At 35.0% G+C, this 12,029-nt stretch carries 11 protein-coding genes and 2 pseudogenes; 3 read left to right on the plus strand and 10 right to left on the minus strand.

Annotation, left to right across the window (positions count from 1 at the left end; translation table 11 throughout):
• Positions 1-1,202: pseudogene (locus tag ACQKOF_RS15250) on the plus strand (IS3 family transposase); the annotation flags it as partial.
• A gap of 96 nt (positions 1,203-1,298) precedes the next feature.
• On the opposite strand, the gene ACQKOF_RS15255 reads toward ACQKOF_RS15250, so the two are convergent.
• Both ACQKOF_RS15255 and ACQKOF_RS15260 read right to left on the minus strand, forming a co-directional pair.
• Complete coding sequence (locus ACQKOF_RS15255; RefSeq protein WP_427558603.1) at positions 1,299-1,736, minus strand: N-acetyltransferase family protein; 438 nt, start codon at positions 1,734-1,736, stop codon at positions 1,299-1,301.
• A gap of 547 nt (positions 1,737-2,283) precedes the next feature.
• On the minus strand, positions 2,284-2,496 hold the full coding sequence (locus tag ACQKOF_RS15260) for a hypothetical protein (RefSeq protein ID WP_427558606.1): 213 nt from the start codon (positions 2,494-2,496) through the stop codon (positions 2,284-2,286).
• Positions 2,497-2,829: 333 nt separating this feature from the next.
• Here ACQKOF_RS15260 and ACQKOF_RS15265 point away from each other — a divergent pair, with 333 nt between their 5' ends.
• Entirely contained in the window at positions 2,830-3,423 is a 594-nt protein-coding gene (locus tag ACQKOF_RS15265) for a YdeI/OmpD-associated family protein (protein WP_427558609.1), read from the plus strand.
• Between the two features lie 136 nt (positions 3,424-3,559).
• Here ACQKOF_RS15265 and ACQKOF_RS15270 read toward each other — a convergent pair whose 3' ends face one another.
• The 3 genes from ACQKOF_RS15270 to lepB form a co-directional block, all read right to left on the minus strand.
• Positions 3,560-4,177, minus strand: a complete 618-nt coding sequence (locus ACQKOF_RS15270) for an NUDIX hydrolase (protein ID WP_427558612.1) — start codon at positions 4,175-4,177, stop codon at positions 3,560-3,562.
• Positions 4,167-4,820, minus strand: coding sequence for an HAD family hydrolase (locus ACQKOF_RS15275; protein WP_427558615.1), 654 nt, complete (start codon positions 4,818-4,820; stop codon positions 4,167-4,169). The genes ACQKOF_RS15270 and ACQKOF_RS15275 overlap by 11 nt, the downstream gene beginning before the upstream one ends.
• A gap of 345 nt (positions 4,821-5,165) precedes the next feature.
• Positions 5,166-5,756 carry a signal peptidase I gene (lepB, locus tag ACQKOF_RS15280; protein ID WP_427558618.1) on the minus strand — a complete coding sequence of 197 codons (591 nt, stop codon included), beginning with the start codon at positions 5,754-5,756 and terminating at the stop codon, positions 5,166-5,168.
• A gap of 125 nt (positions 5,757-5,881) precedes the next feature.
• Here lepB and ACQKOF_RS15285 point away from each other — a divergent pair, with 125 nt between their 5' ends.
• Positions 5,882-5,974, plus strand: a complete 93-nt coding sequence (locus ACQKOF_RS15285) for an IS3 family transposase (protein ID WP_427558854.1) — start codon at positions 5,882-5,884, stop codon at positions 5,972-5,974.
• Positions 5,975-6,807: 833 nt separating this feature from the next.
• Here ACQKOF_RS15285 and ACQKOF_RS15290 read toward each other — a convergent pair.
• The 5 genes and pseudogenes from ACQKOF_RS15290 to ACQKOF_RS15310 all read right to left on the minus strand — a co-directional run.
• A complete protein-coding gene (locus tag ACQKOF_RS15290; protein ID WP_427558621.1) occupies positions 6,808-7,620 on the minus strand; it encodes a hypothetical protein in 813 nt (270 codons plus the stop codon).
• A 33-nt stretch (positions 7,621-7,653) separates the two neighbouring features.
• Positions 7,654-9,168, minus strand: a complete 1,515-nt coding sequence (locus ACQKOF_RS15295) for an aldehyde dehydrogenase family protein (RefSeq protein WP_427558624.1) — start codon at positions 9,166-9,168, stop codon at positions 7,654-7,656.
• A gap of 14 nt (positions 9,169-9,182) precedes the next feature.
• Positions 9,183-9,728, minus strand: a complete 546-nt coding sequence (locus tag ACQKOF_RS15300; RefSeq protein ID WP_427558626.1) for a hypothetical protein — start codon at positions 9,726-9,728, stop codon at positions 9,183-9,185.
• 24 nt (positions 9,729-9,752) lie between these two features.
• Entirely contained in the window at positions 9,753-11,696 is a 1,944-nt protein-coding gene (locus ACQKOF_RS15305; protein WP_427558629.1) for a primary-amine oxidase, read from the minus strand.
• Between the two features lie 151 nt (positions 11,697-11,847).
• Positions 11,848-12,005, minus strand: a pseudogene (locus tag ACQKOF_RS15310) (GNAT family N-acetyltransferase); the annotation flags it as partial.
• Between the last annotated feature and the right edge of the window lie 24 nt (positions 12,006-12,029).

The raw sequence follows: 12,029 nt of genomic DNA on the forward strand, positions 1-12,029 counted from the left end.
AGAAAAACAACTTTTGAGGAGCGTATTGAAATTGTCGACTACTGTTTGAAGCACCAGAAAAATTATCAGTTAGCAGCACACACTTATGGTGTTTCGTATCAGCAAGTGTATCAATGGACGAAGAAATTGGAAGCAAATGGTGAAGAAGGATTACGTGATCGCCGTGGTCGCACAAAAGATGAGGTTGAATTAACCGTTGAAGAGAAATTGAAATTAGAGATTCAACGTATTGAGCGTGAAAATGAGCGCTTACGTGCAGAAAATCTATTTTTAAAAAAGTTAGAGGAAATCGAAAGGAGGCATCGCTAAGCCAAATTCGCTTACAACAACGCTATTTAGCCATTCAAGAATTACATCAAGAGGAAAAACTTGCGATTCTTTTATTATGTGAAATCGCTGATGTTTCACGAGCTGCTTACTATAAGTGGCTAGGTCGCAAGCCTTCTAACAGAGAAGTTGAAAATGAAGCCATTTTAAAGGATATTCACCTTCTTTACCAACAAGTAGATGGCATTTACGGCTATCGTCGTATGGCGTTGACAATCAATCGTCAGCGAAAAGAGAATAATCAAGCGGTAGTTAATGAGAAGCGTATTTATCGTTTGATGCAGGTGAGTGGGTTGAAGTCCGTTATTCGGCGAAAGCGAAAGCCTTATCGTAAATCCCCAGCGCATCATGTGGCGGAAAATGTGTTAAATCGGGCATTTAAAGCGGAAAAGCCAAATGAAAAATGGTGTACAGATGTCACCGAGTTCAAGTATGGAAATGGGAAGAAAGCTTATTTAAGCGCAATTATCGATTTATATGATGGTTCAATTGTGAGCTACGTGTTAGGACATTCAAATAATGATCCATTGGTATTTAACACGATAAAATTAGCAATTCGTTCATTAAAAGAAGGTGAGCAGCCATTAATTCATAGCGATCGAGGCTTTCAATATACATCACACGGATTTAAGCGAATCATCGATAAAGCAAAACTGACACAAAGTATGTCACGTGTAGGTCGATGTATTGATAATGGACCGATTGAAGCATTCTGGGGCACATTGAAATGTGAGAAGTATTATCTACATAAATACGATTCATATGAAGAGTTAAAACTAGCGATAGATGACTATATTCATTTCTATAATCACTATCGCTACCAGAAAAGATTAAACGGCTTGAGCCCTTTAGAATTCAGGAATCAAGCCGCTTAATACAATCTTTATTATTTCCACTGTCTACTTGACGGGGTGCAGTTCTAAATTAGCTTTGCTGGTCATTTGTCATTTTTAGATTAAATAAGGATTTATTTATAACTGTAATTTCATACTTACTGTTCTTAAACTAAATCCCATTTTTTCATATAGTTTAATAGCATTATTCCCTACGTAAGCACTAAGTCTAACTTCGGAATATCCTTCCTGTCTCAATTGTTCAATGGCAACATGCATTAATTCTTTCGAAATACCTCTACCTCTAAATGTCTCTTTTACAAATAGTTCATAAATAAACCCATTTAATTGTTCCGTAAATTGGTCTTTATTTCCCCCAATTAGGATCCATCCCATTAACTCATTATTCTCTGTTGCTATCAAATAATAGCACCCTTTTTTTAGAAGAGGTTCTATAAGGTTTAAAACTTTTTCATTTGTTGCTCTTACTCCGCCCAGTGTACCCTCAAATAAAGCTTGTGGCGAAAGAGCTATAATTTCTTCTAGTTCTAAGTTGTTCGGCTTTCTAATTTCCATTTATAATACCTCTCATCTCGATCTCATATTTAGTTTTATTACCGATTTACCAATCTAACATTATAATTTAATATGTCTTTATTTAAGCAAGCCACTGCGATCCATCACGGTTGCTACTAGGCCTTGAACACAATCTGTAGTAAGTTCTTTGTTGCGCAGTGCTGTAAAATGCTGTGCTTGTATATGTTTCTTATCAATGCCCTATTTAATAATATTTTCTACTCCTCCCTGAAATACTGGTGAACCTGGATTCCAATTCGTCACTTCTTCTGCTTTTGACATAGTTGAAATATAATTTACGCTCACCGCACAGTATAGTTATTTACTAAATAAAAGGTGGTGACAATATGAAAGTTGAATTAAAGCTCACTTATTCTGAATTACTTTTGGTTTTCTTTGTAATTGAAAAAATCTTCTTCAAGTTAAGCAGGTGACAATGCTAAAGGAAAAGGCATTGTCACAGTTAAATTAACAAAATACATAAAAGTATTTTTCTTTTATTATTAACACATAATAAAAGCCACAACTTATTATGCGAAAATCCTGATTATAATTCTTCTAAATAGATTGTAACTATTATACTTTTTGGACTGTAAGTAAAAGCTCTTTCACTCACTGCCCTGTAATTACCATCAATATTAACTACATCACCAACGTTCGGAATCAAAGCTGATAGAGAGTCGTTGATGTCATACGTCATAATTACATCTCCGTTTTGTTCACAAAAATTTATATTAATATGTTCTAAATTACTACCCATCTTTTACCACCACCTTCTAGACTAATCATAGAATGGAAATGGTTAACTGTGTAATATGATTTTGATGCATAATAAAAAGCCACTCAATTGAGAGTGAATAATATGGAGGAACACACTATATCCGTATTTAGTAAAAGCTTAAAAAAACGGGCTTTATTGTCCTCCACAATTCATCGTTCTACTAGCAAAGATAAAACTCGTAACTATCCTTTGTAGATTAATGATATTAGTTCCCTATTTTTAGCTAGACATGGCACTAATTAATGTTTTATTATATAACGATTAGAGAAATTGATATCAGCAGATTAATAAATTGTAGAGGGGTGTTCCTTGATGACAAAAAGTAAAATGAATCCGAAGGTTGATGAGTTTTTAAGTAAAGCTAAAAAGTGGCAGGAAGAATATTCGGCGTTGAGAAATATCGTTCTTGACTGTGAACTGACTGAAGAATTTAAATGGATGCATCCTTGTTACACGCTTGAGAACAAAAACATCGTGTTAATACATGGATTTAAAGATTATTGTGCGCTTCTTTTTCACAAAGGTGCCTTGTTAAAGGATGCCCACGGGATTCTGATTCAACAGACTGAAAATGTACAGGCAGCGCGCCAAATTCGTTTCACTAGCGTTCAAGAAATAGTTGGAATGGAAACTATCATAAAAGACTATATTTATGAAGCCATTGAAGTAGAAAAAGCAGGTTTAGAGGTGCCAATGAAAGAGCATAAGGAATACATAATTCCTGAAGAACTTCACAATAAATTCAATGAGATGCCTACCTTGAAAACTGCTTTTGAAGAATTGACGCCAGGGCGACAAAGAGCATATATTCTACATTTTTCTCAACCTAAACAATCCAAAACGCGAGTGTCAAGAATTGAAAAATGCACGCAGCAAATTCTCGATGGAAAAGGATTAAATGATTAAGTTTATTGAGTCACACCTTTTTAATCGGTTTTGTATTATAAATATAAAAGTCCAATTTCAAAATTAAGAAATTGGACTTTTATATTTACATAGGAACAGCGCTCAATTCTTAGCCTGCTTCCATTCTTCATAACTGTTAATCAAATATTGTATCTTTATTAGGATTTCTTAAGAATTCAAAAAGCATTTTGATTTGAGTATCTGTATTTCTCCCTAAAGAAAGCTTTGGTAAATGATCTTCATGATAAAAGTTTACTCCTTTTGTTTCCAAACCATTTCTTGCTTGCCCACCAATAACCTCACATTGAATAAACAATTTATAATAATGATATGGTTGAGGCGGATGAGGATGCTTATTCATATCCAATACAGCAAGTAATTTCGTAGGAACTACATCGTAACCCGCTTCTTCTTTAATTTCTTTGACAATGTTTTCACTAGGCGACAAACCTATTTCACAGAAACCACCTGGCAAAGACCATCGATCATCAATTTTTTCTCTTACCATTAGTATTTTATTGTTATGAAATACTACTCCTCGAACATCTATTTTAGGTGTTTGATAACCTGTTTCATTCGTAAATAAATCCTTTATTTTTTTAAATTCTAATCCAGTGTATTCTCTCATGATCTCGGTACTTAAATTTCTTAATTCTTCATAACGTTCTATATCATAAACGTCTTTTGAAAAAGTTAATCCTGCTTGGGATATTGATTGTATCTTCTTTGCCCACTCTAACCATTTATAACTCATTGCGATTACCTATATTTATAAAATCAACAAATTGATTAACGCTGTTAAAAAAAGAATTAGGTTCAATATTAAATTCTAAAGTTTGATCATCCTGCAACCACCGAACTCCTACCGTATGTACATTTGCTGCACTTCCTGCTTGTATATCTGCATCACTATCCCCAATAAACATAGCCTCATTATCTCGCACACCCAATAATGATAATGCCTTGATTATTCCTTCTGGATGAGGTTTCGGGTTAATAACATCATCCCCTGTTATTATGACATCAAAGAGATCCTCCATTTGAAGAGCTTTTAATGAAATATCTAAACTCCTTTTTGCTTTTCCTGTAACAATTCCTAATTTAATATCATTGTCATTTAAATGTTTTATCATTTCATCAATTTCCACATTATGTTTAACCAAGTTAGAATGGTTCTCTAAATACTTTTTATAATACAATTCAATAGCTTGTTCTTTATTTGCATTTATTAGATTTTCTCTAATAATTCCTGTTTCTGAGGGACCGAACATTGCTTTTATTTCTTCTGAAGAAAGGTCTTTATTGTCAAACTCTTTGAAAACATTCTGAAAGGCATAATAACAAATTGGTAAAGTATTTGCCAAAGTTCCATCGAAGTCAAAAATAATAGCTTTCATAACACCCACCCCTTTATTTTCTTATATTTCCAACATTATCAAACTCTGGTTAATTGATCAATATCCTAACCACAGTAAAAGTTTGAAGTCTATTGCTGAGGAATCAGATATCTCCATACGAACGCTTCAAATATTGAGTCAGCAAATACCAGCAATTTGAATAAAAGAGACTATCTGTTTAATCGATAGCCTCTTCGATAAAATAATAACACGATTTAGTGCAATGATACCCTTTGTGCGTTCGTTTCCTGGATGTTGATTTAACAAATGACAATATGAAAAAAACCACTCATCGTGGAGTGGTCATGTTTATTATCTTTATCAAGTTTTTAAGCTTTCGATCTATCAGTTAAATCTGAAGTCAATGTGCTCTATCGGCCAACAGATGATACTTGTTGTCCCCATTATTTTTTCTTTAGGGATGAACCCTAACTCAGGATTTCTACTATCGTTACTTACACGACGATTATCCCCTAATACAAAGTAATGCCCTTCAGGTACGGTAGTTTCACCTAAATCTTGTTCTAGCGTAAAATCATAAGTAAGTGATCCAGGATCTTTTAAATCCTTCTTGTACTGATCTAAATAAGGCTCACTGTACTTTTCTCCGTTTATGTATAATTGATCATCCTTATACTCGATTTTATCTCCTGGTAGACCAACGATACGTTTAATAATATTTTTTTCTTCATTGTCAATCATAACATTATTAATAACAACAATGTCAAATCGATCAATTGACTTAAATTTCGGACCGATTTTATTAACAATAACACGATCGCTTTCTACCAGTGTTGGCTCCATAGAAGCTCCTTTTACGAGTACTGGCGTAAATAAAAACTGCTTGATTAAAAATGCCACCAATAAAGCGAATGCAATTGCCTTTACCCATTCAATAAACTCATTTGTTTGTTTTCCCTGTATTTTTTCTTCCAAAATTTCACCTCCTAGTGTTTCTCTTAATTAATACGTAAAAAAAGGAAAATAGTTTCAATTTTCTGTTCAAATAATTTATATTTTTTTGTAATTCACAAACAAAGGTCAAGAAGCCATTTTATGCGATTAACGACTATATCCATTCCTATAATCACTGTCGCAATCAGAAACGATTAAACGACCTGAGCCCTTTAAAATTCAGAGCTCAAGCCGCATAATACATTTTTATTATTAAATTCCCCATAGTATCTCCCCACTGAAGATGAGCCAAATAAGAACATAAAAAAAGCCCTCTACAGAAGAGCGTGGAAGGCAATAGAAAAATTTATTTACGATAAGCACATCTCTCGGGGTATTTTCCTCTTAATACAGAGTACTAAGGCTTCTACCGCCGTCATTCTCCCAACGATCAATGTCCCAAACAACATCAACATCTTCCCAGCCGTCATGTATTTCTCCGTTAGGAAGGGTACCAGTTCTAACTATAGAAATAATACATCCTCCTTTTTTATCAATTTCGCCTTGGCGTAATTGAGTCCGGATTTTGAATTGTGCCAGCACAATTTATTCCTTTCAAAATCCATGACATCCGCCGGAGGCTTTATCTTCATTCAGTAAGTGTTTGACTGAATGAAGATAAATATTTCTTATTTTTATATTATGTAATGTTATTTGTTTTGTTCATCGCCAAATATGGGGGGGTGTTTTGGAGCGAATCATCCAACAGCCACAGAACATAGAACCATTTCTATGGTTGCATACTCTTTAATACCGATAATACACACTCTCTGTTAGGGTAGCGAATCGTTAATGTAGATAAACTAACTGATATTTTTTTCTGGAAGGAAGTATGCTGTTCATAAATAAATAAGAGGCTGGGACAGAACTCGATTATTTTGAAAAATAGCGAAAATAGATAATAACTTTTTCGCTTCGATGAGTAGAGTGTTCCTTCCTAAATCAAAAAAATGTTAGACCGAAATACAATCGGTCTAACATTTTTTCTTTTTGTCCCAGCCTCTTTATAAGAAAGAGTGAAAGTTTTGAGGGGCTAATAAGATAGAAACTTTCGTTTAATATTTTTCCAACCTAAAAATTCTTTTATATATTCAGCAGGTGTTATGACAAGTAAGCTTTTAAATTCTTTGTAATAATGTGAAGGATCATAGTAACCATATTGGTCAATGTTTACAGGTGTCTCTTCAAAAGAAAAATGTTGAAGTAAGAGTTGAATACGTATGAATTTACTTAGTTTTTTTGGTCCAAAACCTGTTTTTTTGTAGAAAAGTTCTCGGATATATCGCTCAGAATAACCTGTTTTATGCTGAATGACATCTGGTAAGAACAGCCCATTATTTTCAATAATAGAATCAAAACAAGTAGCGAATATTTCATCACCCAAGCTTTTTTCCTTTTTTTGAGAACAAAAATACTCATTACAAATCTGCACTCTTTGTTCGAAATCTCCTGCTTCAAAAACAGCTTGTATAAATTTAGAGTCTAGTGTGCAGCCTAATTCAACATTAACAAACGGTTGTTGCACAATTTGTTTTAATGCGCAATTGTATTGAATAACTGTTTGTTTTGGATTTAGACGAACACCAAAATATTTACCTTTTGGGGTAAATGAATAAATTTCACGTGTAGTCGGGGTATTCCCTAAGACAACCTTTTGATCTTTCCCCATGTAAAACATTAAATCTTGGCAAGCATCAGGAATGACATGAATATCACTATTAATGCCTATTGGTTCAAACTCATAATAAAATAGTATATCCTGGTTTAAATTGCTGTTTGGAGTCAGTTCTCTATAAGAATACGCTTTTTGGACCAATTCAGGTTGGATTGGATAATAGCTACTCAATAAGCCGCCCCCTCACTTCACTCTTAGGTAAAATTAAAAGAATCCTTGCGCCTGTTCGTTGTAACTAGCTAAGACACATTTAGTTGATTGATACGATTCTAAAGCTTTTAAATGATTTTCTCGACCGACGCCTGACTTTTTGTAGCCGCCAAATGCTGCACCTGCAGGGTATTGGTGATACGTATTTATCCAAACACGTCCTGCTTGAATCTCTCGACTTGCTTTATAGGTAACGTTTGTATTACGTGACCATACAGCTGCCCCTAGTCCATACATAGTATCATTTGCAATTTCAATCGCTTCCTCGAAAGTTTTAAACGTAGTCACTGCTAATACAGGACCGAAAATTTCTTCTTGGAAAATACGCATTTTATTATTGCCTTTAAAAATAGTTGGTTTAATAAAATAACCATCTAAATTATCAAGGTGATTTTCGGCGCCACCGATTAAACATTCTGCGCCATCTTGTTTAGCAATTTCAAAATAAGAAAGAATTTTTTTATGTTGTTCTTCTGAAGCCTGTGCACCCATCATTGTTTCAAGTTCGAATGGATCACCAACTTTAATTTGCTTTACTCTTTCAATGGCTTTTTCCATGAAACGATCATAAATAGACTCATGGATCAAGGCTCTAGATGGACAAGTGCAAACTTCACCTTGATTTAAAGCAAACATAACTAATCCTTCAATCGCCTTATCTAGATATCCGTCATCAGCATCCATGACATCTTCAAAGAAGATATTAGGAGATTTGCCACCTAACTCTAGTGTAACAGGAATTAAATTCTCAGATGCATATTTCATAATCAGTTTGCCGACAGCTGTAGAACCCGTAAAAGCCACTTTGGCAATACGTGGGCTTGAAGCTAACTCTTTCCCTGCCTCTACACCAAAACCATTAATGACGTTTAATACACCTTTTGGTAATAGGTCTTGAATAAGTTCAACTACGAATAAGAATGATACCGGCGTTTGTTCTGCTAATTTTAATACAACACTATTTCCTGCAGCAAGTGCTGGCGCCAATTTCCAAGCTGCCATTAAAATAGGAAAGTTCCATGGAATGATTTGGCCCACTACACCAATAGGTTCTTGGAAATGATAAGCTACTGTATCCTCATCAAAAGGTGTCACTTGCCCTTGTTGTGCGCGAATGGCACTAGCAAAATAGCGGAAATTATCAATTGCCAATGGAATATCAGCATACATAGTTTCACGAATCGCTTTCCCATTATCCCAAGTTTCTACCCTTGCAATTTTTTCAAGGTTTGCTTCCATACGATCGGCAATGGCTAGTAAGATACGTGCCCGTTCTGCTACGGGTGTTTTCCCCCAAGTTTTTTGAGCTTCATGAGCGGCATCTAATGCTAGCTCTACATCTTCTTTTGTTGAACGAGCTACACGTGTAAATACTTCTTTCGTGATAGGCGTAATATTATCGAAATACTCTCCATTTACAGGTGATACCCATTCACCGCCAATAAAATTGTCATATTTCTTTTTGAATTGAATGCCAAATTCTTCAATATTCGGTTTAACATTAATCATAATTATCGACCCCTTTAATGATGATGATGATGCTGTTGTTCTTCTTTTACAGGTACCTCATGTTGAATCTCAAAACTACTTAATACTAATACACAAATCATTAAACTAGCCACAATATAAATATGCTTTGGAACGGCTTTTATAAAGATAGGAAACATCTCACGATTCCATACACCGATAGAAATGATAGCACTTACAATAAACATCATTGTAAAAAAGATAATGCTTAACGTTAAATATTGGGTGGTCATTAATGTTAGCATCGCGCCCATCATTGCTCCCATAAAACTAGATCCTACACTTTCCATGAATAGGTACATTGGTAAGCCTGTTGACAGTAAATAGCCTAATGCAATAGAAATAATAATAGATGCTATTGCACCTAGTACCATATCGGGAAGCCAGGTAGCCATATTCATCCCAACAGCAGTACTCATTGTCATAGAAATCAGCATTATACAGCACTTGGCCATGCCATGATTAGCAAAACGCTGTTTTAATAAACGGTTAGTGATTACCGTAAAAGTAACAATCACCAACATGCTTAGGAATGGTAGCATATAATCACTCCTTTAAGAGTTTTATTATATATGGCAAGACGAAGTTGTGTGACACTTCTTGTCAGGTCTAGGAACGTCTATTGCTGGGTTTCGATCAAAGAATCCAACCGGTTTTAACTGGAAATTGATGTAAGCAGTTGGCATTACAGGCCAATCTTCAGGGCGCGGGATATGATGATGGCCCATTGTGTACCAGACGACGATATCTTCATCATCAATTGAACGGTTCTTCTCAACGTATTTTGGAAGTCCATCTCCTCCAGCATGTTGATTTGGATACATACCTGTTGCATATTTTTCATTTTCATCAAATTGCGTAACGTGTAAATGGTGTTTAAGGAAACCGGCACGTTTCATAACGCTTGCTTCTTCATGAGCAAATGGGAAGCAATTTTCGCCAGGCAAAATTTTATATCCAACAGGTTGATTCACTCGGTTAAGTGAGTTTTTATTGATAATTTTCCAAGTACGCTGAGTTTTTAAATCTAAATTACGTAATGCTTCCTTCTCCGTTTTAAAGATACGTGAAATAGGATAGAAACCATTGCTATTCGGATTGTGTTCTCCCAATGTTTCTGATACTGTTTCTGTTTCAACTACAGAGTTATTATCACCGTCTAACATCGTATCAAGTCGGAAATTAAAGAAGTGTTGATGATGTGATGCATTTAATCCTGGAGAAATCTCAGATCCATATTTTGTTTGGATGCCATCTTCACATGTACCAGTGTTTAAAATACCTGTTAGTTTGACTTCAGCTTCAATTGTACCGTCTTGGTAGAAACTCCAATAGAAGCCGTAATCATAATTTCCAACTGTACAGAAGAATGAAATGACTAGTCGACGTGAGCGTCGTACTTCTACATGGCCTGTACGCCAATCTGTATGTTTCCAACCAATCCCGTAATCTTCTTCGTGTAAGCAAATCGCATTTTTGATCGTACGCGCATTTCCTTTAACATCAGCTACAACACCATCAAAGTATTGAATTTCACCTAAGCAGTCGCAACCTAGTTCTAACGAATTGGCTAATTGACCCATTCCATATTCACCAGCATCAAAGGCATTTTGTGTGTTATGCGAAAATGTTGGTTCACCATAAGGGACAACCATTTCTGATAATGCTGCACGATAAAGAACTGGACGATCCTTGCCTTTGTCATAGTAATTAATTGTGTATAATACAAGGCCCTCACGTGGTGTAAATCCATAGCGGAAACTCCACTTTTGCCATTTGATCAAATTACCTTCAATTGTAAAGCTTGGACCTTCAGGTTGAATGATTTCCAATGGTTTTAAGTCATTTCTAAACACAATTGATTCATCAACTTCAGGATGGTAATTACCTGATGTTGTTGGAATTGGACGTACACCGTGATCTTCTACTTTGTAAACTTCCATTTTGTTTAGATCTACATACGTTACAATACCTGTTAAAGGGTAAGCATATCCGTTATCTTCTAGTGATTGTTTTTGCCAACAAATCGCACGAAGTAAACGTTTACCTTCATGTTCCTGAACACCAAAATTCCCTGCTGACCAAGGATCCACCATGATTAAATCAGGATTGTCAATGCAACGTTTCTGTAAAGCTGCTACAAAATCAGGGTGGCTCTTTACTAATTCTTCACATTGCTCAAATTCCTCTAAGGCTACATTTGGTTGTACGCCAGGAATAAGTTCGTAGGAATCAACTTTTTCTGAAGTTAAATTTACAACTGCTTCAAATGTGTTCAATTCTTTATCATCTAAAATCACTAAAAATACTTGGCGATCTACAGTATTACCGGGTTTGTAATTTAGTACTTCTGATTTTTTAGGTTCATGTAACATCACCGACATAAATCGTACATGTTCAGACAACTGTTGCTGTTCCTTGACTATTTGAACAGCTTTTTCAATTTCTACTTCAGATAATGGTGATAATGGGTGACTTAGCTCAACGTTTGGATTAACCTTTACTGACATTCTATCAACCCCTTATAATTTGTTCTCTTTAATTATAATCAGAAAATTCAGCAAAGTGATTGTAAATAACGGCATTTCTATAGATTAGTTATTTTCTGTCTCGAGTGTTATTTTTTATAAAAATACTAATTGAGTTGTTTATAGTTCTCTTCGGGAGACCACCATTTAGACCGTCTTCCATCTTGCCCTTGCCGTAGCAATTCCCAATATACGTATCGTTAAATTCAAATATGCATTACGTGTTTGCAAAGGATCGTATGTCCAGGTCATTTTTTCGTAACCAATTTGAGAAGCAAGTTGTTTTTGTTGTAAAAAAAAACAGCTAAGCACCTA

Source organism: Lysinibacillus sp. NPDC093190, from assembly GCF_050280425.1.
Taxonomy (GTDB): Bacteria; Bacillota; Bacilli; order Bacillales_A; family Planococcaceae; genus Lysinibacillus.

Bases quoted from the DNA above. Each gene is read 5' to 3' on its own strand.
- ACQKOF_RS15255 (WP_427558603.1), bottom strand. From the start codon at position 1,736: ATGGAAATTAGAAAGCCGAACAACTTAGAACTAGAAGAAATTATAGCT.
- ACQKOF_RS15295 (WP_427558624.1), bottom strand. From the start codon at position 9,168: ATGATTAATGTTAAACCGAATATTGAAGAATTTGGCATTCAATTCAAA.
- ACQKOF_RS15275 (WP_427558615.1), bottom strand. From the start codon at position 4,820: ATGAAAGCTATTATTTTTGACTTCGATGGAACTTTGGCAAATACTTTA.
- ACQKOF_RS15305 (WP_427558629.1), bottom strand. From the start codon at position 11,696: ATGTCAGTAAAGGTTAATCCAAACGTTGAGCTAAGTCACCCATTATCA.
- ACQKOF_RS15300 (WP_427558626.1), bottom strand. From the start codon at position 9,728: ATGCTACCATTCCTAAGCATGTTGGTGATTGTTACTTTTACGGTAATC.
- ACQKOF_RS15260 (WP_427558606.1), bottom strand. From the start codon at position 2,496: ATGGGTAGTAATTTAGAACATATTAATATAAATTTTTGTGAACAAAAC.
- ACQKOF_RS15265 (WP_427558609.1), top strand. From the start codon at position 2,830: ATGACAAAAAGTAAAATGAATCCGAAGGTTGATGAGTTTTTAAGTAAA.
- ACQKOF_RS15270 (WP_427558612.1), bottom strand. From the start codon at position 4,177: ATGAGTTATAAATGGTTAGAGTGGGCAAAGAAGATACAATCAATATCC.